22 protein-coding genes and 2 pseudogenes are annotated in these 23,712 nt (G+C 60.2%); 11 read left to right on the top strand and 13 right to left on the bottom strand.

Annotated features, from left to right (window positions below):
- Positions 1-328 precede the first annotated feature (328 nt).
- Positions 329-2,269 (top strand): DEAD/DEAH box helicase, encoded by a 1,941-nt coding sequence (locus IWX87_RS07460; protein ID WP_196862888.1) that lies wholly within the window; start codon positions 329-331, stop codon positions 2,267-2,269.
- A gap of 150 nt (positions 2,270-2,419) precedes the next feature.
- Positions 2,420-3,310, top strand: coding sequence for an alpha/beta hydrolase (locus tag IWX87_RS07455; RefSeq protein WP_196862887.1), 891 nt, complete (start codon positions 2,420-2,422; stop codon positions 3,308-3,310).
- Between the two features lie 18 nt (positions 3,311-3,328).
- On the opposite strand, the gene IWX87_RS07450 is transcribed toward IWX87_RS07455, so the two are convergent.
- Positions 3,329-4,306: a GMP reductase gene (locus IWX87_RS07450; protein ID WP_196862931.1), complete on the bottom strand. Its 978-nt coding sequence runs from the start codon at positions 4,304-4,306 to the stop codon at positions 3,329-3,331.
- 197 nt (positions 4,307-4,503) lie between these two features.
- Positions 4,504-5,220 carry a hypothetical protein gene (locus IWX87_RS07445; RefSeq protein ID WP_231374656.1) on the bottom strand — a complete coding sequence of 239 codons (717 nt, stop codon included), beginning with the start codon at positions 5,218-5,220 and terminating at the stop codon, positions 4,504-4,506.
- A 181-nt stretch (positions 5,221-5,401) separates the two neighbouring features.
- On the opposite strand from IWX87_RS07445, the gene IWX87_RS07440 reads away from it, so the two are divergent.
- On the top strand, positions 5,402-7,837 hold the full coding sequence (locus IWX87_RS07440) for a UvrD-helicase domain-containing protein (RefSeq protein WP_196862886.1): 2,436 nt from the start codon (positions 5,402-5,404) through the stop codon (positions 7,835-7,837).
- Between the two features lie 174 nt (positions 7,838-8,011).
- Here the strand turns inward: IWX87_RS07440 and IWX87_RS07435 are convergent, their stop codons facing one another.
- From IWX87_RS07435 to IWX87_RS07425, 3 genes are read right to left on the bottom strand one after another with little or no spacing between them, the layout of a single operon-like run.
- The gene (locus IWX87_RS07435; RefSeq protein WP_196862885.1) at positions 8,012-8,803 is read right to left on the bottom strand and encodes a BPSS1780 family membrane protein; all 792 of its coding nucleotides are present in this window, start codon (positions 8,801-8,803) and stop codon (positions 8,012-8,014) included.
- A gap of 9 nt (positions 8,804-8,812) precedes the next feature.
- Positions 8,813-9,763: a homoserine kinase gene (locus IWX87_RS07430; RefSeq protein ID WP_196862884.1), complete on the bottom strand. Its 951-nt coding sequence runs from the start codon at positions 9,761-9,763 to the stop codon at positions 8,813-8,815.
- Between the two features lie 43 nt (positions 9,764-9,806).
- Positions 9,807-10,139: a hypothetical protein gene (locus IWX87_RS07425; protein WP_231374655.1), complete on the bottom strand. Its 333-nt coding sequence runs from the start codon at positions 10,137-10,139 to the stop codon at positions 9,807-9,809.
- Between the two features lie 166 nt (positions 10,140-10,305).
- On the opposite strand from IWX87_RS07425, the gene polA reads away from it, so the two are divergent.
- The 4 genes and pseudogenes from polA (at position 10,306) to IWX87_RS07405 (ending at position 15,177) form a co-directional block, all read left to right on the top strand.
- A complete protein-coding gene (gene polA / locus IWX87_RS07420; protein WP_196862882.1) occupies positions 10,306-13,146 on the top strand; it encodes a DNA polymerase I in 2,841 nt (946 codons plus the stop codon).
- A 238-nt stretch (positions 13,147-13,384) separates the two neighbouring features.
- Positions 13,385-13,825 (top strand): annotated as a pseudogene (locus IWX87_RS07415) (2Fe-2S iron-sulfur cluster-binding protein); the annotation flags it as partial.
- Positions 13,826-13,829: 4 nt separating this feature from the next.
- Positions 13,830-14,132 (top strand): annotated as a pseudogene (locus tag IWX87_RS07410) (xanthine dehydrogenase family protein molybdopterin-binding subunit); the annotation flags it as partial.
- A 247-nt stretch (positions 14,133-14,379) separates the two neighbouring features.
- Entirely contained in the window at positions 14,380-15,177 is a 798-nt protein-coding gene (locus IWX87_RS07405) for a ZIP family metal transporter (RefSeq protein WP_196862880.1), read from the top strand.
- A 194-nt stretch (positions 15,178-15,371) separates the two neighbouring features.
- Here the strand turns inward: IWX87_RS07405 and IWX87_RS07400 are convergent, their stop codons facing one another.
- The 8 genes from IWX87_RS07400 to IWX87_RS07365 all read right to left on the bottom strand — a co-directional run bounded on the left by IWX87_RS07400 (position 15,372) and on the right by IWX87_RS07365 (position 22,418).
- The gene (locus IWX87_RS07400; protein ID WP_196862879.1) at positions 15,372-16,370 is read right to left on the bottom strand and encodes a D-glycerate dehydrogenase; all 999 of its coding nucleotides are present in this window, start codon (positions 16,368-16,370) and stop codon (positions 15,372-15,374) included.
- A gap of 2 nt (positions 16,371-16,372) precedes the next feature.
- A complete protein-coding gene (locus IWX87_RS07395; RefSeq protein WP_196862878.1) occupies positions 16,373-17,338 on the bottom strand; it encodes a sugar kinase in 966 nt (321 codons plus the stop codon).
- Between the two features lie 7 nt (positions 17,339-17,345).
- On the bottom strand, positions 17,346-18,173 hold the full coding sequence (locus IWX87_RS07390; protein ID WP_196862877.1) for a sugar phosphate isomerase/epimerase: 828 nt from the start codon (positions 18,171-18,173) through the stop codon (positions 17,346-17,348).
- Positions 18,163-18,951 carry an amino acid ABC transporter ATP-binding protein gene (locus tag IWX87_RS07385; protein ID WP_196862876.1) on the bottom strand — a complete coding sequence of 263 codons (789 nt, stop codon included), beginning with the start codon at positions 18,949-18,951 and terminating at the stop codon, positions 18,163-18,165. Before IWX87_RS07385 ends, IWX87_RS07390 begins: the two co-directional genes overlap by 11 nt.
- Positions 18,952-18,982: 31 nt before the next feature.
- Positions 18,983-19,789 (bottom strand): transporter substrate-binding domain-containing protein, encoded by an 807-nt coding sequence (locus IWX87_RS07380; protein ID WP_196862875.1) that lies wholly within the window; start codon positions 19,787-19,789, stop codon positions 18,983-18,985.
- Between the two features lie 49 nt (positions 19,790-19,838).
- Positions 19,839-20,492 carry an amino acid ABC transporter permease gene (locus tag IWX87_RS07375; RefSeq protein ID WP_196862874.1) on the bottom strand — a complete coding sequence of 218 codons (654 nt, stop codon included), beginning with the start codon at positions 20,490-20,492 and terminating at the stop codon, positions 19,839-19,841.
- Positions 20,492-21,163, bottom strand: coding sequence for an amino acid ABC transporter permease (locus IWX87_RS07370; protein ID WP_196862873.1), 672 nt, complete (start codon positions 21,161-21,163; stop codon positions 20,492-20,494). Before IWX87_RS07370 ends, IWX87_RS07375 begins: the two co-directional genes overlap by 1 nt.
- A 178-nt stretch (positions 21,164-21,341) precedes the next feature.
- Complete coding sequence (locus IWX87_RS07365) at positions 21,342-22,418, bottom strand: substrate-binding domain-containing protein (RefSeq protein WP_196862872.1); 1,077 nt, start codon at positions 22,416-22,418, stop codon at positions 21,342-21,344.
- Positions 22,419-22,460: 42 nt separating this feature from the next.
- Between IWX87_RS07365 and IWX87_RS19870 the strand changes: the two genes are divergently transcribed.
- From IWX87_RS19870 to IWX87_RS07350, 4 genes are read left to right on the top strand one after another with little or no spacing between them, the layout of a single operon-like run.
- The gene (locus tag IWX87_RS19870; RefSeq protein WP_255532236.1) at positions 22,461-22,592 is read left to right on the top strand and encodes a hypothetical protein; all 132 of its coding nucleotides are present in this window, start codon (positions 22,461-22,463) and stop codon (positions 22,590-22,592) included.
- On the top strand, positions 22,582-22,815 hold the full coding sequence (locus IWX87_RS07360; RefSeq protein WP_196862871.1) for a hypothetical protein: 234 nt from the start codon (positions 22,582-22,584) through the stop codon (positions 22,813-22,815). The genes IWX87_RS19870 and IWX87_RS07360 overlap by 11 nt, the downstream gene beginning before the upstream one ends.
- A gap of 39 nt (positions 22,816-22,854) precedes the next feature.
- The gene (locus IWX87_RS07355) at positions 22,855-23,067 is read left to right on the top strand and encodes a hypothetical protein (protein WP_196862870.1); all 213 of its coding nucleotides are present in this window, start codon (positions 22,855-22,857) and stop codon (positions 23,065-23,067) included.
- Between the two features lies 1 nt (position 23,068).
- Positions 23,069-23,365 (top strand): hypothetical protein, encoded by a 297-nt coding sequence (locus IWX87_RS07350; protein WP_196862869.1) that lies wholly within the window; start codon positions 23,069-23,071, stop codon positions 23,363-23,365.
- The last annotated feature ends 347 nt before the right edge of the window (positions 23,366-23,712 follow it).

The following is a 23,712-nucleotide window of genomic DNA, read 5'->3' as shown; positions in this document are numbered from 1 at the left end:
TTTTTTTAGCAATGGGAATTGCTTTTAAAATTGATGATGCGCAGAAGTAACACTGATTTATCAAAGGTAACTGGTAGAAACCCGTAAATCATGCCATAATCAGTGGCTTGCAGTTGCACACAGTGCCAACCGCATTTGTACATCTACCTCACACTTTTGGACTCTTTTTTCAGAGTCGACGCACCAAGGCAGTTCCGTTCTTGGTCCGTATATTCGTTTGATGGTTGATGTTTTATTAACCATGAACGAAGCCTCTCGCATCGCGGGGGTGGAGTTTCCTGTTCATTCGCCACAAACGAAGCGGACAGGGGATTAGTGAGAAGAAAACATGACTGACTCTTTTGAAACTCGCGGCGACTTTGCGTCCGAAAATACCGAAACCATTTCCGATCTGGACATCCACGTGATTCCCGATTTCTCGTCCGACGAGCCTGTTGCCGTGGCAACTTCGCTGGAAGCCGTTGCGGCCGAGCCCAACGGCTTTGTGAAACTCGGCCTGGCCAAGGAACTGCTGCAAGCTGTTGCCGACATGGGTTTCACCCAGCCCACCGCCGTGCAGATGGCCACCATCCCGAAGGCCATGCAAGCCCTCGATGCTGACCCTAAAGCGCCAAAATTTACTGACCTGCTGGTGTCCAGCCAGACCGGTAGCGGCAAGACCGCTGCGTTCCTGCTGCCCGTGCTGCACACCCTGCTGAAGCAGCAGGAAGAAGCCGAGCTTTTTGAGCGTTCAGAATTTGAACGCCTGAGCGCCGAAGCCGTCGCCCGCGGCGAAGCGCCTTTGAAGAAGCCAAAGCGCAAGGACCCGACCAACATGCGCAACTTCAAGGCCGCCACGCCCGGTGCCTTGATCCTGTGCCCGACGCGCGAGCTGGCCCAACAGGTCTGCGCCGACGCAATTGACCTGGTTCGCCATTGCCGCGGCCTGCGTGTTGCCAACGTCGTTGGCGGCATTCCTTACCAGCTGCAAATTGCCAAACTGCAAAACGCCGACCTCGTCGTGGCCACGCCCGGACGTCTGCTGGACTTGCAGCGCAGCATGCAGATCAAGCTCGACAAGGTGCAATTCCTTGTCGTTGACGAGGCCGACCGCATGCTCGACCTCGGCTTTGCCGACGACCTGACCGAAGTCAACCAGCTCACCATCGAGCGCAAGCAGACCATGATGTTCAGCGCCACGTTTGCGCCGCGCATCATGCAACTCGCGACCCGCGTGATGCGCCAGCCACAGCGCGTCGAGATCGACTCGCCGCACGAAAAGCATGCGTCGATCACCCAGTCTTTGCTGTGGGCCGACAACATGACCCACAAGCGCAAGCTACTGGACCACTGGCTGCGCGACACCACCATCAACCAAGCCATCGTTTTTGCCTGCACGCAAGTTGAGTGCGATGGTTTGGCCAATGACCTGGTGCAAGAAGGCTTCAGCGCCGTGGCATTGCACGGTGCGCTGGGCCAGGGCTTGCGCAACCGCCGCCTGATGGCGTTCCGCGATGGCCGAGTGCAGATTCTGGTCGCTACCGACGTGGCTGCCCGTGGCCTGGACGTTCCAACCATCACCCACGTCATCAACTACGGCCTGCCGATGAAAGCCGAAGACTACGTGCACCGCATTGGCCGTACCGGCCGTGCCGGTCGCGAAGGCCAGGCGATCACGATTGCCGAATTCCGCGATCGCCGCAAGATCCAGGACATCGAGCACTACACCCAGCAAAACCTCAAGGCCAGCACCATTCCAGGCCTGGAGCCACAGCAGCGTTTTGCCCCAACCTCCGAGCGTCCACGTGGCAATTTCGGCGGTGGTCGCGATGACCGTGGTGGTGGCGGCCGCAGCTTCGGTGGTGGTGGCGACCGTGGCGGCTTCGGCGGCCGCAAGCCAGCCGGCGGTGGTTTCGGTGGCGGAAATGCAGGCAGTTTTGGCGGCAATTCCGGTGGTGGCTTCGGCGGCAACCGCGATGACCGTGGCGGCGCCTTCCAGGGTCGTCCTCCAGCGCCTCAAGGCAACAACTACGCCGACCGTTCGGGCTTCAATGACCGCAATGCCCGTCGCCCCGATGACCGTGGCTTTAGCGGCGGCAACAACAGCAACGCCGGCTTTGCACCGCGTGAAGACCGTGGCAACTTTGGCGGTGGCAACGAAGGCTTTGCGCCTCGTGGCGATTTTGCAGACCGCAAGCCCGCATTTGCCCGTCCTGCCGGCAAGGTGTTCGTTCCCCGTGATGCGGCTAAAAAGCCGGGTGGCAAGTTCACCAAGCCTTTTCGCGACTGATCATGGTGTGAACCGCTGATTATTTTTTAATCAGCCTTCACAACAAAAGGCCGCTGCCCACCGAAAGGTGGGCAGCGGCCTTTTTCATGGGCATTCCAGCAAAGGCTTGTGCCAAGATACGGTTTTCGTAAACCTCCCAAAGATACCCCCATGAAAAGCCAAGAACAAACGTGGAACCCGCTGTGGCTTGACAGCATGTACAACAACCGGTTGCTGGTGCCCGGTTATGCAACGCACTTCACGCGCTGGGTGACAGATTCCCAACATGCGCGCCAAAAGCAGCCGTGCCTGCTTGACGTGGCTTATGGCGAGCAGCCTGGCGAAACGCTGGATATCTTTCCGGCCAGCGGCGTCAGTCCGGCCAAAGGCGCGCCAGTGCTGGTGTTCATACACGGTGGCTACTGGCGTGCGCTGGACAAAGCCGATCATTCTTTCATTGCACCCACGTTCACGCAGGCCGGTGCCTGCGTTGTGGTGCTCAACTACACTTTATGTCCGGCGGTGACGATTCCTGAAATCGTCAGTCAAATGGTGAAGGCGCTAGCCTGGACGTGGCGGCATATCGAAGCGCAGGGCGGTGACCCCGCACGCATCACAGTGGCCGGACATTCTGCGGGAGGGCACCTGGCCGCGATGCTGCTAACCTGCGCCTGGCCGGCCCACGCAACCGATTTGCCGAAAACCCTGGTGAAGAGCGCGCTGTCTATTTCGGGCCTGTTCGATCTGGAACCGATTCGTCAGACGCCTTTCCTGCAGGATTTGAACTTGACGCCTGAACAGGTCAGGCAAGCAAGCCCGGTGTTGCTCCCGCGTCCAAGGCAAGGCACGCTTTGCTCGGTCGCGGGCGGTGACGAAAGCGAAGAGTTTTTACGCCAGAACCTGCTGATTCAGCAAACCTGGGGGATGGATACTGTCCCGGTTTGCGAATCGCTGCCGGGTCTGAACCATTTCAGCGTGCTGGAGGCGATGATTGCGCCTGGTCACCGCCTCCACCAGCTGACGCTGGAACTCCTTGGTCTTGACGAAATGCCGCGCCACTGACAGGCGGCGCGGCCTGGTTCACATCATCAGGTCTTCGTTCGAGTTTTTACCGCCCAGAATCACGTAATTGACCTTGCGGATGTCCATCAGCCGGATGCCGCCCGAGTAGCTGATGGCGCTTTGCACGTCTTCTTCCATTTCGCGCAGCGTGTCGACCAGCTTGCCCTTGATCGGCTCCAGAATGCGCTTGCCCTCGACGTGCTTGTATTCGCCCTTGTTGAAGTCCGAGGCGCTGCCGTAGTATTCCTTGAACTGCTGGCCATCGACCTCAACCGTCTGGCCAGGGCTTTCTTCGAGGCCGGCCAGCATGGAGCCGATCATCACCATGGTCGCTCCAAAACGGATCGACTTGGCAACGTCGCCATGCTCCCTGATGCCGCCGTCGGCAATGATCGGCTTGGTGGCCACACGGGCGCACCACTTGAGCGCCGACAGCTGCCAGCCACCCGTGCCAAAGCCGGTCTTCATCTTGGTGATGCAGACCTTGCCGGGGCCAATGCCGACCTTTGTCGCATCGGCGCCCCAGTTTTCCAGGTCGATCACCGCCTCTGGCGTCGCCACGTTGCCGGCGATCACAAAGGATGCCGGCAGCTTGTCCTTCAGGTAGCGGATCATTTTCTGCACGGTGTCGGCATGGCCGTGGGCAATGTCGATGGTGATGTAGTCAGGCGCCAGGCCTTCGGCCACCAGCTGGTCCACGGTGTTGTAGTCGGGTTGCTTCACGCCCAGTGAGATGGATGCATAAACGCCCTTGGCCTTCATGTCGCGGACAAACTGCAAATTGTCCAGGTCAAAGCGGTGCATCACGTAAAAATAACCGTTTTGCGCCATCCAGACACAAATGTCCTGGTTGACCACCGTTTTCATGTTGGCCGGCACCACCGGAATGCGAAAACTGCGCGAGCCCAGCGTCACGCTGGCATCGCATTCGGAGCGGCTTTCCACGCGGCATTTGCGCGGCAGCAGCAGGATGTTGTCGTAGTCGAATATTTCCATGATTTCCCCAAGCTCCAGAAAAAAACTGTTGATGAACAGAAGGCGCTTGGACTGGCCGGTTTTTGAAGAAATATTCACCGCAGGTGTGAAATTCCCAAAAAAAAACCGGGCGCAATTGCTTGGGCCCGGTGACTGATTCTAGAGGCCTGGCGGCCCGCTAAACGGGATTGGCAGCAATATCCCTGCAGGCTGGTGCGTCAAGGTGCAATACAACGCGATTGCGCTGCCAGCAGCACCCGGCCCCTTTCATCCTCGACCCAGCCGACGACGCGAAGGCGGTCAGGATTTGCCGCTGGCGCAATGTTCATGGAGCGGCTTTCAAACAACCTGTTTTGCTCATCTTTTGATAGCCTCTTGCGCCCGTCCCAATTGCGCGAAAGCACGTTTCGGACAAGATTTCTCTCCACGGGCGAGCCTTCAACGCCCGCCGGCAGTGTTTCCACCAGTGCCAGCCAGGCGGTCATGGACTGCCGGGCGGCTGGCGACAGCGGCTTGAGTTCAATGGAGGCGCCCAGGTAATCGGCAACCGGCAAACCGTGGGCCACGCGGAGCGCCGCACCCTTGATGCCCTTGACTGCATGCGAAATCGTTTTGCTTTCGGCGGGCACGCCTTGCCCGAGTGCCTCCAGCCGGGTTAGCGCATCGCGCGTGGCCACGGCTGACAGGGGCGCGTCGTCGCCCTGGCGGCTGGGTAGGACCCAATCCAGCGCCACGGCATGGCTTTCTGGCACCGGCGTGGCTGCATCGGTCCAGCAGGTGTCGCAGTCGGCATTGATGAAGCGCTCCATGAGCTGGACCGGCCGGGGCTGGCCATCGCTGGCGCAAAACGATTGCGCTTGTGCGGCAAACCCGGGCGCTGCCAGTGCCACAGCAAGAAGCAGGGGCGTAAAAAATTGCGTATTTGGAAATGTCATGGTGCAGCAGGGTAGCCAGGAGGTTCGGTGGCGCGGTCCGGGATTGTTGAAAGTCGCGCCATCATTGTTGTTTTTGAAAAATCGTGCCGGCTGGCGCAGAAAAGCCCCGCACCGGTGTCGCCACAAGCGCGGGTTCAGGCCATTCGCGCAGCAGGGCGCAGGGGACTTTCTACAATAAGCGATGTTCTCAGAAGCCTCTTCCTCATCTTCCCCATTGTCCCCGTCGCCGCTGCTGCACAACCTCAATCCCGAGCAACTCGCCGCCGTCACGCTGCCGGCCACGCATGCCTTGATATTGGCGGGAGCCGGATCGGGCAAGACCCGCGTGCTGACCACGCGCATCGCCTGGCTGCTGCAAACCGGTCAGGTGTCGTCCAGCGGCATTCTGGCGGTGACCTTTACCAACAAGGCGGCCAAGGAAATGCTGACCCGCCTGTCGGCCATGCTGCCGATCAATGTGCGCGGCATGTGGATTGGCACCTTCCACGGGCTGTGCAACCGTTTCCTGCGGGCGCACTACAAGCTGGCCAATCTGCCTTCGACGTTCCAGATACTGGACACGCAGGACCAGCTGTCGGCCATCAAGCGGCTGTGCAAGCAGTTCAATGTCCACGACGACCGCTTCCCCCCAAAACAACTGCAATGGTTCATTGCCGCCTGCAAGGAAGACGGCCAGCGCGCCAAGGATGTCCCGGTTCGCGACGAGGACAGCCGCAAGAAAGCCGAGATTTACGCGCTGTATGAAGCGCAGTGCCAGCGAGAAGGCGTGGTCGATTTTGGCGAATTGATGCTGCGCAGCTACGAGCTGCTGCGGGACAACCCAGCCGTTCGCGAGCATTACCAGCGGCGCTTCCGGCATATCCTGATTGACGAGTTCCAGGATACCAACAAGCTGCAATACGCCTGGATCAAGATGCTGGCCGGGCAGGGCGATGAAGCTTCGCACAGTGTGCAGGGCATGCCGGGCGGCTCGGTGGTGGCGGTGGGTGACGATGACCAGAGCATCTATGCCTTTCGCGGCGCGCGCGTCGGCAACATGGCCGATTTCGTGCGCGAGTTCGAGGTGACGCACCAGATCAAGCTGGAGCGCAATTACCGCAGTTTCGGCAATATTCTGGACACAGCCAATGAACTGATCAGCCATAACACCAACCGCCTGGGCAAGAACCTGAGTACCGAAGCCGGGCCGGGCGAACCGGTTCGGGTGCATGAGTCGGCCAGTGACTTTGCCGAAGCGCAGTGGTTTGTCGATGAGGTGAAGCAACTGGTGCGGGACGGCACCGAGCGCAAGGAAATTGCGCTGCTGTACCGCAGCAACGCGCAAAGCCGGGTGATGGAAACCGCGCTGTTCAATGCCGGCCTTCCTTACCGTGTGTATGGCGGCCTGCGGTTTTTCGAGCGCGCTGAAATCAAGCATGCGCTGGCTTATTTGCGCCTGCTCGACAACCCGAACGACGACACCAGCTTCATGCGCGTGGTGAACTTTCCGCCGCGCGGCATCGGCGCCCGCACCATTGAGCAGTTACAAGACATTTCACGTGCCTCGGGGTGCTCGCTGCATGACGGCGTGAGCGCGGTGCCGGGCAAGGCGGGCACCAATCTGGGCGCGTTTGTGGCGAAGCTGGACGTGGTGCGCGAACAGACCGAAGGCGCTACGCTGCGCGAAATCATCGAACTCGTGCTGCAGCACAGTGGCCTGGAAGAACATTACAGAACCGACAAGGACGGCCAGGACCGGCTGGAAAACCTGGCCGAGCTGGTGAATGCAGCCGAGGCCTTTGTTAGCCATGAAGGCTTTGGCCGCGATGCAGTCGCCTTGCCGGTTGATGAACTGGGCAGCGGCTTGAGCCAGTCGCCCGTCAGTCAGGGGCTGGACCTGAGCGCGCCGGTGATTGACCAGCCTTCACCCGAAGGGCTGGCGCCGGACCTGGAGACCGGCGAAACGCTGTCGCCGCTGGTCGCCTTTTTGACCCATGCCGCGCTGGAAGCCGGCGACAACCAGGCGCTGGCCGGCCAGGATGCGGTGCAGCTCATGACGGTGCATTCATCCAAAGGGCTGGAATTCGACTGCGTGTTCATCACCGGCCTCGAAGACGGCATCTTTCCGCATGAAAACGCCTTGAGCGACGCCGGCGGCATCGAGGAAGAACGCCGGCTGATGTACGTCGCCATCACGCGCGCCAGAAAGCGCCTGTATCTGAGCCATTCGCAGACGCGCATGCTGCATGGCCAGACGCGCTACAACGTCAAGAGCCGGTTTTATGAAGAACTGCCCGACGCAGCGCTCAAATGGATCACGCCGAAGAAACAGGGATTTTCATCGGGCTTTGGTGCTGATAATTCAGGCGCGGGTCATGGCCGCGGCGATTGGGCCAGCAGCCTGTTTGCTTCAAGATCCGGCAGCGCAGAACGTGCGGCCAGCCCGCCCGTGCCGGCGCAAAAAAGCACGCCTTCGCACGGGCTGAAAAACGGAACCAATGTGTTCCATGCCAAGTTTGGCGAAGGCCGGGTGGAAATGCTCGAAGGCACGGGCGACGACGCCAGGGCAAAAATCAACTTTACCCGGCATGGCGTGAAATGGCTGGCGCTGGGCGTAGCCAAGCTGACGGTGATTTAGCGCGGAATCCGGTGAGTTTGCTTGCTGACCACCGTTGCAATCAAAAAATCCAGCTTTTTTGCTATTGAATCAATAGCTTTGAGCACATATTCAGCCGGCGAAAAAAGCCTTTTCAATACTTGAAATTGATTTCTGGTCAGCGCAAATACGCTCTGCCCCCGGGACGCCAGGAAATCAGGCCGGTTCGTCCTGCAGCAACTCGTCCGTCTCTGAAAAACAGTCGCGAAACGTGAAATAAATCGAGGTGAAGAACATGGCGACGATCACCAGCGCCACCGGAAACATTGCGACGGTGGCCAGCATCGGATTGCCCAGCAGCGTGGCAATCAGCGACACCACAATGGCTGCCAGCACGAACACACCAGTCCAGGCCAGACCAAAAATGGTGAAGGCGCCAAAGTTCTTGTAGCAGGCCATGGCGCTGAAAAACAGGCTCTTGACCGGCGACACGCCATGCCAGTGGACCAGCGCCGGCGCATGCCAGAACAGCAGCGACAGCGGGAGATACAACGCCATTGCCACCCACATCGCCATCTGGAAGCTGTCCTGCATGACCAGCTCTTCGGTAATCTTTCCGCCCACCAGGTACAGGCTGGCAAACTGCCCGCCATCGATCAGCGCGGAAATGCCCATCAATGCCAGGAAGCCTGCGGCATACAGCCCGCCCAGCACCATCATGGCGCGCATCCGCTGCTGGCCGGCGCGAAAGGCGCTGATCAGGATCGATGGCATGGGGAACTTGCCTTTGGCCGCTTCCTGGGTCGCCGCCATCAGTCCCAGGGTGGCAGCGGGCAGCAGCGCCAGGGCCAGGGCCGCGCCGATGAAGGGCACCAGCGTGGCGATCGAGAGCATCGCCATGAACATGAAGAACAGGCCGGCCATGGCCAGCGGTTGCTTTATGAAGGTCTTGATGCCCAGCTTGACCCAGGTCAGGCCGGTGCGGGCGGGAACAATATTCAATTTCATGGCAAGGGGCTACAAAAGATAGGGCTGTGCAAGCCGTTCGCGCAGCACGCGCTCGAAATGGCCCGGATCATGGGCTTTCAGCATGGCGGCATCGCGCGGCAGGTGGAAATCCCACAGCCGCGATACCCAAAAACGCAGCGCGCCGGCACGCTGCATGGCGGGCAGCAGCGTGCGTTCCTGCGCTGTCAGGGGCCGGACTTTCTGGTAAGCCGTCATGAAGGCATCGGCACGCACTGTGTCGAGCTTGCCGGTTTCCAGCGCAATGCACCAGTCGTTCAGGCAGATGCCGATGTCGAACAAAAAGGTGTCGCAGCCGGCAAAGTAAAAATCGAAAAATCCCGTGAGCTGGCCGTTTTCGAACATGACGTTGTCGCGGAACAAATCGGCATGGATGACACCGCGCGGCAGGCTGCGGTAGCCGGGCGACGCGGCAACATGGTTTTGATACGCCAGTTCGCCCATAATCAGGCTGCGCTGGTCTTCATCCAGGTGGGGCAGCACCACCGGCACGGTTTCGTTCCACCACGGCAGGCCGCGCAGGTTGGGCTGCTGGCGCTCGTAGTCGAGGCCGGCCAGGTGCAGGCGGGCCAGCATGTCGCCGACCCCGGCGCAATGGGCCGGAGTGGGCGCAAGCTCGCTATGGCCGCGCAACTTGTGCACCACGGAGGCAGGCTTGCCCTTGAGGCGATGCAGCAGATTGCCCTTGGCGTCAGGCGCAGGGTTGGGCACGGGAATGCCACACGTCGCCAGGTGCTTCATCAGGTGCAGGTAAAACGGCAATTGCTCGAAGCTCAAGCGTTCAAACAGCGTCAGCACATACTGGCCCTGGTCGGTATCGACGAAGTAATTGGTGTTTTCGATGCCGCCTGATGCCCCCTTGAGGTGCTGCAGTTGACCCAAATCTAGAAAGCGCAAGAACGCTGCAGCCTCGTCAAACGAGACCTCGGTGAATACGGCCATGCGTGAAAAAGAACCTTGTGCTGAAGAAAAAAAGAATCGGAAATCAGAACTTCAGCACATTCCAGACGCGCGAACCGTTGGTGTCATTGTTGCTGGCTGCAGGCGCCGTGCCCCGGGCGCCTTCGGCCGGCATGACTTCGTAGGCGGCGCCGCCGGTTTTGGGTTGCACCGTGATTTGCTGGGTTTCGCCGCCGACGCGCAACTCGTCGATGCGCGTGCCGCCATCTTCGGTGCGGATGCGCTCAATCTTCCTGTCGGGCCGGGCTTGTTTTTCGCGAACCGCCGCCTCGGCAGGTGCCGGCGTTTGAGCCACGGCCGCAGCCAGCGGCAGCGCTGCAAGGGCAGCGACAAAGAGAAGGCGAAGAGCGGTTTTCATGCTTGTATTGTAGGCGTGCGAAGCCTGGCCCAGGCAGGAATAAAACGGCATGGCACCTTGTCAAATACTCTTTGAATGCCACGGCCAGGCCCATGCCGAAACGCCGCCAAATGGCTGTGTTCACGGGCCGCAAGCGTCTGGCCGATATCCCCGACAATCTCGCCTTATGACCCTTGACAAAAAAACCTTGCTGCTGGTCGATGGCTCCAGCTACCTGTACCGCGCTTTTCATGCCATGCCCGATTTGCGCGTCAACCCTGGCGACCCGGCGAGCCCGGCCACCGGCGCGATTCGCGGCATGGTCAACATGATGCAAAAGCTGCGCAAGGACGTGCGGGCTGACTACGCGGTGTGCGTGTTCGATGCCAAGGGCCCGACCTTTCGCGATGCGCTGTATCCCGAGTACAAGGCCCAGCGCTCCCCGATGCCGGACGACCTGCGCAGCCAGGTCGAGCCGATCCATGAGGTGGTGCAACTGCTGGGCTGGAAAGTGATGGCCGTGCCCGGCGTCGAGGCCGACGACGTGATCGGCACTCTGGCCTGCATGGCGTCCGCCCAGCAAATCGAGGTCATCATCTCCAGCGGCGACAAGGACCTGAGCCAGCTGGTCGATGAGCACATCACCGTCATTGACACCATGAATGACCGCCGTCGCGACCTGGCCGGCGTCGAGGCCGAGTTCGGCGTGCCGCCGCGCCTGATGGTGGACTATCAGGCGCTGGTCGGCGATGTGGTGGACAACGTGCCGGGCGTGCCCAAGGTCGGCCCGAAAACCGCCGTCAAGTGGCTGCTCGAATACGGCTCGCTCGATGCGCTGGTGGCGCGGGCCAGCGAGGTCAAGGGCATCGTCGGCGAGAACCTGCGCAAGTCGCTGGACTGGCTGCCCAAGGGCCGCGAGCTGCTGACGATCAAGAAAGACTGCGATCTGGCCGACTACATCGATGGCCTTCCTGCTATGGAATCAGTAGCTATAGGCGCACAGCAGACGAGCGCATTGAGGACTTTTTATCTTAAATACGGCTTCAAGGGGCTGGCCGGCCAGATCGACGCCGAAAGCACACCGCCCGAACTGGTCGGCGGTGCCGAGCGCCGCAAGCCGCGCACGCCCGTGGTGTCGCCGGATTCGCCCGGACTGTTTGACGACGACGAAGACAAAGACAAAGAGGCTTCACAGCCCGATGCGCCGCTGGCCGGGCGCGCTAGCAACCTGCTGTATGAAACGATATTGACGTGGGAAGCATTTGAAATCTGGCTGGCAAGAATCGAAGCCGCCGAACTGGTGGCAGTCGATACCGAAACCACCTCGCTTGACGAGATGCGGGCGCAGATCGTCGGCATCAGCTTCAGCGTCACGCCGGGCGAGGCTGGCTATATTCCGTTGACGCACGACTACCCCGATGCGCCGGTGCAGTTGCCCATCGACGAGGTGCTGGCCCGGCTCAAGCCCTGGCTTGAAAACCCGGCCCGTTCCAAGCTCGGCCAAAACGTCAAGTACGACCGGCACGTGTTCGCCAACCATGGCATCGAGGTGCAGGGTTATGCCCACGACACCATGCTGCAAAGCTATGTGTTGGAGGCGCACAAGCCGCACGGGCTGTCCAGCCTGGCCGAGCGGCACGTGGGACGCAGCGGCATCCACTACGAAGACCTGTGCGGCAAGGGGGTGAACCAGATCAAGTTCAACCAGGTCGAGATTGCCAAGGCGGCTGAATATTCCTGCGAAGACTCCGACCAGACGCTCGACGTGCACCGCGTGCTGTGGCCGCAACTGCAGGCAAATGAAAAACTGCTGTTTATCTATGAACTGGAAATGCGCAGCAGTGAATCGCTCTACCGCATCGAGCGCAACGGCGTGCTGATCGACGCGCCGATGCTGGCCAGGCAAAGCCATGAACTTGGCCAGCGCCTGCTGCAGCTGGAGACCGAAGCGTATGAAATCGCCGGCCAGCCTTTCAACCTGGGCAGCCCCAAGCAGCTGGCGGAGATTTTCTTTGACAAGCTGGGCATGAAGGTGGTCAAGAAAACCCCCAGCGGCGCGCGCAGCACCGACGAGGAAGTGCTCGAAAAGCTGGCCGAAGACTTTCCGCTGCCCGCCAAGATATTGGAACACCGGGGCCTGTCCAAGCTCAAGGGCACCTACACGGACAAGCTGGCGCAACTGGCGTTGCCGCGCACCGGCCGGGTCCATACCCACTATGCGCAGGCTGTGGCCGTGACCGGCCGGCTGTCGAGCAACGACCCGAACCTGCAGAACATTCCGGTCAAGACCGCCGAAGGCCGACGCGTGCGCGAAGCCTTCGTGGCGCCTGCTGGCAGCCAGATCGCCAGCGCCGATTATTCGCAGATCGAGCTGCGCATCATGGCGCACATCAGCGGCGACGAGGCCTTGCTGCATGCCTTCACCGCCGGGCTGGACGTGCACCGCGCGACGGCTGCCGAGGTGTTCGGCGTGGGGCTCGATGCCGTCAGCAGCGAGCAGCGCCGCTATGCCAAGGTCATCAACTTCGGCCTGATCTACGGCATGAGCAGCTTCGGACTGGCGAAAAACCTGGGCATTGAAACCAAAGCGGCGGCCGCCTACATTGACCGCTATTTCCAGCGCTACCCCGGCGTGAAGCGTTACATGGATGAAACGCGCCAGCTGGCCAAGGACCAGGGCTATGTAGAAACGGTGTTCGGCCGGCGACTGTACCTGGCCGAGATCAACTCGCCGAACGGCCCGCGCCGCGCTGGCGCCGAACGGGCCGCCATCAACGCGCCGATGCAGGGCACGGCGGCCGACCTGATCAAGTTGAGCATGGTCAGGGTGCAGCAGGCACTGGACGACGAACAGCGCCAGACCAGAATGATCATGCAGGTGCATGACGAACTGGTGTTCGAGGTGCCCGAGGCCGAGGCCGAATGGGTGCGCACCGAGATTCCTCGCCTCATGGCCGGCGTGGCCGAGCTGAAGGTGCCGCTGCTGGCTGAAATTGGCTTCGGGCCGAACTGGGAACAGGCACACTGAAACGTGCCATTTCCTGACATGGCATACGGGAGTTGCCGCTGACTTGTACGAAACAGCGCACGATCAGGCGCGTCTTGCACCGCTAACCTTGCTGCATCGGATATTTTTGGACTATTCATCAAAACAGTTTCAGGAATGTTGCCCATGAATGAACACCCCGGTTTCACAGCTGGCTGCACGCGCCGCGACGTTTTTCAGGCCCCGGCGGCTTCCGTTTTGACTGCAGGCGCCGCACATGTTGAGCACGCAGCTGACCGTGAACGGAAAAAGCCACACCCTCAAGGCCGATACACGCACCAAGCTGTTCAATGTCCTGCGCGAGCATTTGCAGCTGACCGGTTCCAAAAAAGGCTGCGACCACGGCCAGTGCGGCGCCTGCACGGTGCTGGTGGAAGGTCGGCGAATCAATGCCTGCCTGACGCTGGTGGCAATGCACGACAGCCAGGCCGTCACCACCATCGAAGGGCTGGCGCGGGGCGACGTGCTGCATCAGCTGCAGGCGTCATTTCTGCAGCATGACGGTTTTCAGTGTGGCTAGTGCACGCCGGGGCTGATCTGTTCAGCGGCAGGCATGTTGTCCGAAGTCCGGCTCGGCGTGCCCAGCCATGCCGCAGTCGACATTTCCGGCATGTCCAAAGCAGATGCATTGACCGACGAGGAAATCCGCGAACGCATGAGTCTGGGGCGTGGGTTCGGCGCTGCACGAAGAAGCAATCATTGACCCGCGATTCGGTTTTTTCGTCAACCACAACCTGGCTGAATACCATGTGCCCGTGCATGCCGACATGCCGGCCATCGAAGCCATCTTCTTGCCCGAAGTTGATGACAAGACCAATCCGCTCAAGATCAAGGGCGTCTGCGAGCTTGGCATCTGCGGCGCCGGTGCAGCGCTGGCCATTGCGGTGTTCAACGCCTGCGGCGTGCGCATTCGCAACTACCCGCTGACGCTCGACAAGGTATTGCCTGCACTTCCGGTCATTGTCTGAAGTTTTCACCTTTTTGTTGTTAGCGCAGCACTTACCGGCCAGTGCTTGACGGGATGCTGGGGCATTGGCTGAATTGCGATGATGCACTGCTGCGCTCCACTGAAAGTGGAGCGCATTTTCAGGCGCTCTCCCAGTCACCCTTGATAATCGGCACGGATTCCGATTTTGCGGTGGACGCCAAAACCGGGTTTTTCATGTTTATCGATCATTTCGGGCTCTGGCCCAATCAGGACGGGCGCAGGCAGCTATGGTTTTAATGGCAATCTTGTTGGGCACCATGGCGGCCGGCATTGGCAGTGTCTGGCTGGCGGCGCTGCTCAGTTTTGGCGCACTGGCCCGTTACACCCAGCACATGCTCAGCCTGGCGGCTGGCGCACTGCTTGGCACGGCCTTCCTGCATCTGCTGCCCGAAGCGTTTGAAAGTCAGGTCGCCCCTGACGATTTGTTTGCCACGCTGCTGGTCGGTTTGGTGTTTTTCTTTCTGCTGGACAAGGCGGAGTTGTGGCACCACGGCCATGAACATCATGGCGAAGCCTCGGGCCACGCGCATGCACCCCACCACCACCATGCCGCGCATGGCCACAGCCATCCGTCCGGTGGCTGGGCCATCCTGGCTGGCGACAGTGTCCATGCCTTCGGTGACGGCATCCTTATTGCGTCGGCTTTCATTGCCGACATGCGCCTGGGCTTTGTCGCCGCCCTGGCGGTGCTGGTGCATGAAGTGCCGCACCACATGGGCGATCTGATCGTGCTGCGCCGCCAGAGCGCCAACAACCGGCGAATTGCCATCGTCAAGGTGTCGCTGGCAGGCGCTGTCACAGCCCTGGGCGGCGTGGTCGGTTATGTGCTGGTGGACCAGTTGTATGGCTATCTGCCGTTTTTCCTGGTTCTGGCGGCCAGCAGCTTCATGTATGTGGCCCTGGCCGACCTGATTCCACAACTGCAAAAACGCGCCTCGATGCAGGAAACCGCCGCGCAGATTGCCTGGCTGGCCATTGGTATCGGGATGGTGATGGCGGTCAGCCGCCTGGCGCACGCACACTGAATCAAGCGCCGACTGGCGGAAAGCGCAAAAAAAGCACGGCGCTCGTGTCAATGCGCGCGGTACTGATCAAGCCAGCATGGTGAACAGCTCAAGTCTAGACTTGATTGCTACTGTTTTAATAGCTGAATATGCTTTCTGGTATTGCGCATAGGACAGTTTTAATCAATATTTGAATATCAACCAAAGGATTTGGCTCAGGACGCTGATTCGGCAAAAACCGCCGCAGGGCTCTCGCCGGCCAGTGCCTGCAACAGATTCGTGGTCGCCAGCACCGCCATGGCGTGACGCGTTTCAAACGTCGCCGAGCCAATGTGCGGCAACGCCGTCACCCTGGGGTGCAGGCGCAGCGGCGAATCCATCGGCAGCGGTTCGGTGGCGAACACGTCCAGGCCAGCCGCGCGCAGTGTTCCGTTGTTCAGCGCATGGAGCAAGGCGGTTTCCTGAACGGTAGCGCCGCGTCCGCCGTTGATGAAAATTGCGCCAGGTTTCATCAGACTGAACTCGCGCTCGCCCATCAGGCCCCGGGTTTCGCGCGACAGCGGCAATACGGCAGCCACGATGTCGGCACGCTGCAGCAGTTCATCGAGCGGTGTGTGCGCCGCCTTGCCCGCCAGGTCTGGCGCCTGACTGGCCAGGTCCACCGGGCGGCGGCTGTGGTACAGCACCGGCATGCCAAAGCCCAAGGCGCCACGTCGCGCCACGGCCTGGCCGATGCGGCCGAACCCCAGCAGTCCGAGCGTCTTGCCATGCACGTCCGAGCCGAACAGGTCTTCACCGATGTTGCGTGTCCAGCGGCCTTCGCGCACATGGTTTGCCAGCTCGACAATGCGCCGGCTGGTCGCCATGACCAGGGAAAAAACCGTGTCGGCGGTGGTTTCGGTCAGCACGCCGGGCGTGTGGCACAGCATGATGCCGCGCGCCGCCAGAGCATCGAGCGCGTAGTTGTCCACGCCGACCGATACGCTGGAGATGACCTTGAGCAGCGGCGCCCTGGCCAGCAGCGCTGCGTCCACCGGGTAGCTGGAACCGATCAGGCCTTCAGCGGTCGCCAGCCCGGCCTCGAAGGCCGCCAGCTGCTCGGGGAGGCGAGGGTTGGCGATCGTCACGTCGTGCTGCGCTTGCAGCCGTGCCAGCTGGTCCGGGGGCAATTCCCTGAAGACCAGAACCTTCTGGCGTTGAGTGGTAGCAGCCATTGTCAAAGTCCTGTCGGATGGAATTCAGTGAATTCATTGAGTTCGGCGCGGGTCGGCAGGCCTTCGCTGTCGCCCAGCACCTGTACCGCGCGGGCGCCAATCCAGGCACCGCGCTTGACCGCGTCGACAACGTTCAATCCTTCTAGCAATGCGCTGATCACGCCGACCGCAAACCCATCGCCTGCGCCCACGGTGTCCACCACCTGGTCCACCGGAAAGCCCGGCTCATGGCCGCTGCCGGCGGTGTCACTGTCAAAGTACGCGCCTTTCGCGCCGAGCTTGACGACCACCAGTTTGGCGCCTCGTTCGCGGTAGAAGCGGGCAATGCCTTCGGCGCTGGCTTCGCCTGTTAATAAACGGCCTTCTTCCAGCCCGGGCAGCACCCAGTCGGCGCGCCTGGCCAGGTCATTGATCGATTCACGCATCAGTTCGGGGCTGGACCACAAGGTCGGGCGAAGGTTGGGGTCGAACGATATGCTGCGGCCCGCCGCGCGCATCAAGTCCATGGTCTTGCGCGCAGCGGGCAGGGTGCCGGCCGAAATGGCGGCAAACACACCGGTGGCATGCAGATGGCGCGCCGACTGCAGCCAGACCTCGTCAATGTCATCTACATACATATGACTGGCCGCCGAACCCTGACGGTGGTATTCCACCTCCGGGTCACTGCCATCCAACACCTTGGACTTGAACTGGAAACCGGTCTTTTGTGATGGGTCGCACACCACGTGCGAGCAATCGATACCTTCCATTTGCATGGCGGCCAGCAAATACCGGCCCATGGAATCGGTGCCCAGGCGGCTGCCCCAGCCAACTTTCAGACCCAAGCGCGCCAGGCCGATGGCGACATTGGTTTCGGCACCGGCGGTGCGCTTGTAAAAAGCTTCGGCCTGCTCCAGCGGGCCGGGCCGGTCAGCGACCAGCAACAGCATGGCTTCGCCAAAGGTGATCACGTCCAGGGCGGGTGTCATAAGAGCTTCATTTTTGCGATAACGGAAAAGGAGAACGGTTTGCCATGACGGCAGCCACGCTGCGCAACTGGTCGATTTCGTGCCGCGTGACGGCCAGAATGTCGTCGCCGATCAGCGGGTATTCGATGGCCCACGGCACATCGGCCGGCAGGGCGCGCAGCACGGCACGCCAGGGCGCACTGGATTCAGCCAGCGGCACGGCCACCCAGCGATGCGGCAGGCGCTGCACGCCCTTGCAATGCACGTAGCGCACCTGGGTGGCCAGCGCGGCAGCGGCCAGCAGCGGGCATTCGCCGGTCCAGTGCCAGTTGCCCATGTCGAAGGTCATGCCCACGAAAAGGCCCTGGTCATTGACCGCATCAAAAAAGTCCTGCAGTGCGGGAAGGGTGCCGGCCGTGGGTGTCTGGTCGTTCTCGATCACGAGTTCGATCTTGGCCGTCTGCAGGCTATCCCGCAGCGTCATCAGGCTGGCGTGGGAGGCAGTGCCAAAACCACCAATCGCCATTTTCAGCCGTGGTGCGCCTAAAGTTTTGGCGGCCTGCAGGGCGTTCTGGAGTGCCGTCCTGTCCAGCGCGCCGTCAGCCGTCCAAAGGCCGTCAGCACTTGAATACACCACGCGCATCTTGGTGTCGTGAAGCGCTTGGGCCAGGGCGGGTAGTTCCCTGGCAGCATCGACCAGCAGTTCGCTGCGCACTTCAATGCCGTCAGCGCCGGCTTCGTGGCTCAGCCGGGTAAACCAAAGCTGCCCATGGCGGCGCACTTCAGCGGCACCAAAAGCGGTCAGTGAAACCAGGATGGGCGGCGCGCCCAGGGCTACTGGGACTTCAGTGCGCATGTTGCGAATTCAGGATCTGGCCGAGAAAATTACGGGTTTTTTCGTTTTGCGGGTTGCTGAAGAACTGCTGCGGCGGCGCCTGCTCGATGATCTGGCCGTCGGCCATGAAGATCACCCGGTCGGCCACGCTGCGGGCAAAGCCCATTTCGTGCGTGACGCAGAGCATGGTCATGCCGTCGTCGGCCAGGCTGATCATGGTGTCCAGCACTTCCTTGACCATTTCCGGGTCGAGCGCCGACGTCGGCTCGTCGAACAGCATGATCTTGGGCGTCATGCACAAGGCGCGCGCAATGGCCACGCGCTGCTGCTGGCCGCCTGACAGTTGGCTCGGGTATTTTTTCGCCTGCTCGGGAATGCGCACGCGGGTGAGGTATTTCATGGCGATGGTTTCGGCTTCCTCCTGCTTCAAGCCGCGCGAGCGCATCGGCGCCAGCGTGCAGTTCTGCAAAATCGTCAGGTGCGGAAACAGGTTGAACTGCTGGAACACCATGCCGACTTCCTGACGCACCGAATCGACATTCTTGCCGCCGGCCGTCAGGTCAATGCCATTGACGACGATGCGCCCCTTTTGCACCACTTCGAGCCGGTTGATGCAGCGAATCAACGTTGACTTGCCCGACCCGGAGGGCCCGCAGACCACAATGCGCTCGCCCTGCGCAACGCTCAGGTTGATGCCGGTCAGCACCTGGAACTTGCCATACCACTTGTCCACCGCCTCGATGCGGATGATGGGTTCGGCGCCGTCAGCCGGCGAGGGGGAATGCATTGTGTCTGTCATAAAAGCACCGTGGTCAGTCGCGTATCAAACATTACTGCAGCTTGGGCAGGTCTGTCTGCAGCCATTTCTGGTACAGCTTGTTGAGTTCGCCATTGGCCGTGTTGCGGGCGACAAAGTCGTCCACAGTCTTGAGCAACTCGTCCTGGCCGGGACGCATGGCCACGCCCATGACCTGCTGGCGCAGCAGGAACTTGTTTTCATACGTATTGGCCGGGGCGCGCTTGGCAATCTGCGCGGCCACGGTGGTCGAGCAGCCAATGGCGTCCACCTGTCCCGACAGCAGCGCCTGCATGGCCGATGCGTCGTCGTCGAAGCGGCGGATTTCAGTGCCTTCGGGCGCCACGGCCGTCAGCGCCACGTCCTGCGTACTGGCACGGGCGACACCGACGCGCTTGCCCTTCAGATCGGCCGGCGACTTCAGGTCAGCCTTCTTGTCGCCATACAGCACAATGCTGGCGGCAGCATACGGCTTGGAAAACTGCACCTGCTTGGCGCGCTCGGGTGTGACGGCCAGCGAGGCGACCAGCAGATCGACTTTGTTGGTGAGAAGAAATGGAATGCGGTTCGGGCCGGTCACCGGCACCAGATTGACCTTCACGCCCAAATCCTTGGCCATCAGGCGCGCCACGTCAGCGTCGTAGCCGTCGGGCTGGTTGCTGCTGTTCATGGTGCCGTAGGGCGGAAAGTCCACCAGCATGCCGACGGTCAGCTCGCCTTTTTTCTTGATCTCGGCCACGCTTTGCGCGTTGGCGGCGGGTGCCCAGACGCCCAGGGTGGCGGCCAAGCCAAGGGCCAGCGCAGTGCTGGTGAAAATGCGGCGTTGCAGATGCTTGGTCATGGTGAAGTCTCCAGTTGGTATTGAAAAACAAGTCGAAAGCGGGTCCGAATCAGCGTGCCAGTGCCGCTGCCTGCCGGCGTTCCATGCGCGCAGCCAGCAGCGACAGGGGCCAGCACAGTGCAAAATAAATCGCTGCCACCACGCTGAACACAATCAGCGGCTGAAAGGTGGCGTTGTTGATGATCTGGCCGGCACGTGTGATTTCAGTGAAACCGATGATCGCCGCCAGCGACGTGCCCTTGATGATTTGCACCATGTAGCCGACCGTAGGCGCCAGCGCAATTTTGAAGGCCTGCGGCAGGACGACAAAGCGCATGCGCGAGACATAGGACAGGCTCAGCGCGTGCGCCGCTTCCACCTGGCCGGCAGGAATCGCCTGAATGCAGCCGCGCCAGATTTCGCCCAGGAAGGCACTGCTGTTCAATATCAGCGCCACGCCGGCCGCAACCCACGGGTTGATGTCAAAGCCCAGCACCGGCGCGCCGAAAAACACCAAAAACAGCTGCAGCAGCAACGGCGTGCCCTGGAATATCTGGATGAAGACACCCGACACAAACTGGGCCAGCCGGTTTTCGGACGTGCGTGCCAGCGCCACCAGCAAGCCCCCAATGGCGCCGCCGATGAAAGCGATCAGCGACAGCAATACCGTCCACTGCGCCGCCTGGAGGATGAACAGGAATTCAGGAAATCCGAAAGTACGCATTACCGACGATCCGGGTAGTTGAGGCTGATCCTGTAGATCGCGCGGAACAGCGCCGAGAACGACATCGCCAGCAGCAGGTAAATGCCTGCCACGACGATGTAGATCTCAAAGCTGCGAAAGGTTTGCGACTGCAGGTTGGCGGCCACCGAGGTCAGGTCTTCTGCGGAAATGGCCGACACCACTGCCGAACTCAGCATCAGCAGGATGAACTGGCTGGTCAGCGCGGGGTAGATCGCCTTGAGCGCCGGCTTCAAAATGACAAAACGAAAAATCTCGTGGCGCTTCAGGTTCAGCGCCAGGCCGGCTTCGATCTGACCCTTGGGAATCGACTCGATACCGGCGCGGATGATTTCGGTTGCGTAGGCGCCCAGGTTGATGACCAGCGCCGTCAGCGCCGCTGTGTAGGCCGACCAGCGCAGGCCGAGCGCTGGCAGGGCGAAAAAGAAAAAGAACAGTTGCACCAGAAACGGCGTGTTGCGGATCAGTTCGATGTAGGCGTTAATGACAAAGCGCAGCGGTTTCGGCCCGGCGGTCTTGCCCCAGGCGCAAACGATGGCCACCACCAGCCCGAGCAGCATCGCCAGCAACGACAGCTCAATGGTGTTCCATGTGCCCTTGAGCAGCAGCGGCCAGGCTGCAAAAACGTCGCCGAACTGGAAGCTGTAGTTCATGGGTGGAGCGCTGGCGTCGTAAAAAACGTCATGGCCTTATGGACGGTGGAAAAGATAAGTTGCTCTGGAAACATGGCGAGGCGTTGGTTTTTGTTAATCCTGAAACCGGTTTCATTGAATTATAAAATCAAGGGTACGGGGTCTGTAACTCCGTGAAAACCCTAGCTTGTTGAAATAACTACGGTGCCACCGATACCGATGGAACCGATGAGCCGCGCGGCAAAAGGCGGCCTGACAACAGAATCTGGCGCGGCGGCAGGTCCAGACCCTGGAGCCGTTCCATCAAGCAATTGGCCGCCAAACGGCCGATTTCGTCAGTGGGTTGGGCGATGGTGGTGAGGCCGGGGCCAATGTAAGGCGACCATTCGGTGTCGTCAAAACCCACAAGCCCCAGGTCGCCGCCCAGTTGCCAGCCAAGTCGCGCCATGCTGGCCACCACCCGCAGCGTGACCACGGCATTGCTTGAAATGACACCTGCCAATTGCCCGCCGGCGCGCTGCCGCTGGTCGCGCAGCGCCTGGTCCAGCGCGTCGTCGCTGTCTTCCGTACTTTCAAAAGTATGGCCCTGAAGGTCTGGAAACTCTGGCTTGGCATTGCCAATGAAGCTGCGAAACGCCGTATCGCGTTCCACACGGGAACTCACGTTTTTGACCGGCTCCGAGATAAACAGCAGTTCGCGGTAGCCGGCTTCAACCAGATGGCGCGCGCCGAGCTGCACGGCGCCCGCATTGTCGAGGGAGACAAAGTCGGCCTGCATGTTTTGGTGGCGCCGGTCCACCAGCACCACGGGCTTGCCGTGACGGGCTGCATCGGCGGCGGCGCCGGCGTCGCCGCCCAGTGTGTTCAGGATGAAGCCTTCGACCTGATACGCCGAGAGTGCTTCAATGGCTTTGCCCTCGCAACGGCTGTCATTGCCGAGGTTGAACAGCATCAGCAGGTAGCCGGCTTCCTGACAGGCCTTTTCCGCGCCACGCAAAACAGCCACTGAAAAAGGATTGGTCACGTCGGCCACCACCAGGCCGATCAGCCGTGAGCGGCCGCGCTTGAGCGCCCGCGCCATCGGGCTGGGGCTGTAAGACAGTGCGGCCACCGCCACCTCGACGCGCGCGGCAATGTCGGGCGTGAGCAGGGTTTCACGGTGGTTCAGGAAGCGCGACACCGTGGCTTTTGAAACACCGGCTTTGCGAGCGACATCTGCAATCGTGGCCCGTGCAGGGGAGCGTGTGATGGAAGGCTGGATTTTTGGCAAAGACATGGACAGAGCGGGAGTGAAAAGCAGAAAGTTTTTGACGCAGTGTTGAAACCAGTTTCAGGAATGGTAGCACCGCCAACAGGCCGGCAAGAACTTGTTCTTGCTTCTATTTTTATAGCAAAGAAACAAGGTGATGTTAGCGAAAAGCCTGTTTTTATAAAATTTAATGCTGGCTGATGTGTCAGCCCTGGCGTTCATGACGCACTGTGTTCTTCGCCAAATTTTGCGCCAACGCAAAATTTGGCACCGCAGCAATAACGGCCCTTGGCTGAATGCTGCGCCAGATATTTCTGAACATTTCTGGCTGTGCCGATTTGTGCTTTCCCGGGCTTCAGCCCAACGCTTACATCGTCAGGGCATTACGGCCTATGAACCACTTGCACTGAACATCACAAACTAAGCCATAGAACAATTTACTCTGCAATGAAGGCAGGCCGGCATGAACAAGCTTTCAGACATTTCAATTGCAAACAAGCCCTGTGTCACCGTGACAGGCAAGTGCAAAAAATCCGCAATCCGCGCTCGTCAGTCCGGAAAGCTGCATGCCAGGTTTGCAGGTCACATCGCTTTCGGCGCGGCTGTACTTGTTTCACTGATGGCAGCCGCGACCGTTGCCAGCCATGACGTTCCCTTGGTCCTTGGAGGATTTTGAAATGAATGTTTCTGCTGAACCCCGTGGCGCAAGCGGATCAGACGGCGCAGCTGTTTCTATTGACGAAAACATTTCCAGCAAAGGGACTGCAGCATCGGTTCATCAACCCGATGCAGAGATTTCGACTACGCCATCGAACCAGGCTGTCGCGGACGAAGAACCCAATATGGCACTTGAACCCGATCTGCCTTCAGACGGCCGGGACGTTGTTGGCGAGGCCATGATCCGTGATTTGAAACAACGTCCCGAATTGCGCGAGTCGCCCAACCCGCCAGACCCATTTACTCAAGAAAATTGAAAGCAACATATGGCCACCAACCCAAACGTACCTCCTCCGGAACCTGTTCAGCCTTTGTCTACACCCCCTGAACCTGGGGAAGTGCAACCCACTCCAATGCCTATGATTTCCTGAACTGGCTCAGTTTCAAGCCAATCGGAAAAGTAACTTGACCCGCTGTTTATGGGGTTAGCAGGACTAAAGCATCAAATGCTTTGAAGTCTTTCAACTGTCATGTCTGTTTGGTCAGCAGTTAAGAATTTCCTTAATGCCATTTCAATAAATTCCTACAAAGCGGACTTGCTGTGTTGCTTAAAGTAAGTGCCAGACATTGGCGTTCTGTAGCTGCCTGTTTTTCGTTTCGGGTC

The organism is Polaromonas sp. CG_9.7 (genome assembly GCF_015752205.1).
Classification (GTDB): Bacteria; Pseudomonadota; Gammaproteobacteria; order Burkholderiales; family Burkholderiaceae_C; genus Polaromonas.
Note: the sequence above shows the minus strand (reverse complement) of the source record. Positions and strands in the feature narration are given on the sequence as shown.

What these genes read in the sequence shown, in the direction of transcription:
- IWX87_RS07460 (WP_196862888.1), top strand. Translation starts at nt 329, where the DNA reads ATGACTGACTCTTTTGAAACTCGCGGCGACTTTGCGTCCGAAAATACC.
- IWX87_RS07455 (WP_196862887.1), top strand. Translation starts at nt 2,420, where the DNA reads ATGAAAAGCCAAGAACAAACGTGGAACCCGCTGTGGCTTGACAGCATG.
- IWX87_RS07450 (WP_196862931.1), bottom strand. Translation starts at nt 4,306, where the DNA reads ATGGAAATATTCGACTACGACAACATCCTGCTGCTGCCGCGCAAATGC.
- IWX87_RS07445 (WP_231374656.1), bottom strand. Translation starts at nt 5,220, where the DNA reads ATGACATTTCCAAATACGCAATTTTTTACGCCCCTGCTTCTTGCTGTG.
- IWX87_RS07440 (WP_196862886.1), top strand. Translation starts at nt 5,402, where the DNA reads ATGTTCTCAGAAGCCTCTTCCTCATCTTCCCCATTGTCCCCGTCGCCG.
- IWX87_RS07435 (WP_196862885.1), bottom strand. Translation starts at nt 8,803, where the DNA reads ATGAAATTGAATATTGTTCCCGCCCGCACCGGCCTGACCTGGGTCAAG.
- IWX87_RS07430 (WP_196862884.1), bottom strand. Translation starts at nt 9,763, where the DNA reads ATGGCCGTATTCACCGAGGTCTCGTTTGACGAGGCTGCAGCGTTCTTG.
- IWX87_RS07425 (WP_231374655.1), bottom strand. Translation starts at nt 10,139, where the DNA reads ATGAAAACCGCTCTTCGCCTTCTCTTTGTCGCTGCCCTTGCAGCGCTG.
- polA (WP_196862882.1), top strand. Translation starts at nt 10,306, where the DNA reads ATGACCCTTGACAAAAAAACCTTGCTGCTGGTCGATGGCTCCAGCTAC.
- IWX87_RS07405 (WP_196862880.1), top strand. Translation starts at nt 14,380, where the DNA reads ATGGTTTTAATGGCAATCTTGTTGGGCACCATGGCGGCCGGCATTGGC.
- IWX87_RS07400 (WP_196862879.1), bottom strand. Translation starts at nt 16,370, where the DNA reads ATGGCTGCTACCACTCAACGCCAGAAGGTTCTGGTCTTCAGGGAATTG.
- IWX87_RS07395 (WP_196862878.1), bottom strand. Translation starts at nt 17,338, where the DNA reads ATGACACCCGCCCTGGACGTGATCACCTTTGGCGAAGCCATGCTGTTG.
- IWX87_RS07390 (WP_196862877.1), bottom strand. Translation starts at nt 18,173, where the DNA reads ATGCGCACTGAAGTCCCAGTAGCCCTGGGCGCGCCGCCCATCCTGGTT.
- IWX87_RS07385 (WP_196862876.1), bottom strand. Translation starts at nt 18,951, where the DNA reads ATGACAGACACAATGCATTCCCCCTCGCCGGCTGACGGCGCCGAACCC.
- IWX87_RS07380 (WP_196862875.1), bottom strand. Translation starts at nt 19,789, where the DNA reads ATGACCAAGCATCTGCAACGCCGCATTTTCACCAGCACTGCGCTGGCC.
- IWX87_RS07375 (WP_196862874.1), bottom strand. Translation starts at nt 20,492, where the DNA reads ATGCGTACTTTCGGATTTCCTGAATTCCTGTTCATCCTCCAGGCGGCG.
- IWX87_RS07370 (WP_196862873.1), bottom strand. Translation starts at nt 21,163, where the DNA reads ATGAACTACAGCTTCCAGTTCGGCGACGTTTTTGCAGCCTGGCCGCTG.
- IWX87_RS07365 (WP_196862872.1), bottom strand. Translation starts at nt 22,418, where the DNA reads ATGTCTTTGCCAAAAATCCAGCCTTCCATCACACGCTCCCCTGCACGG.
- IWX87_RS07360 (WP_196862871.1), top strand. Translation starts at nt 22,582, where the DNA reads ATGCTGGCTGATGTGTCAGCCCTGGCGTTCATGACGCACTGTGTTCTT.
- IWX87_RS07355 (WP_196862870.1), top strand. Translation starts at nt 22,855, where the DNA reads ATGAACAAGCTTTCAGACATTTCAATTGCAAACAAGCCCTGTGTCACC.
- IWX87_RS07350 (WP_196862869.1), top strand. Translation starts at nt 23,069, where the DNA reads ATGAATGTTTCTGCTGAACCCCGTGGCGCAAGCGGATCAGACGGCGCA.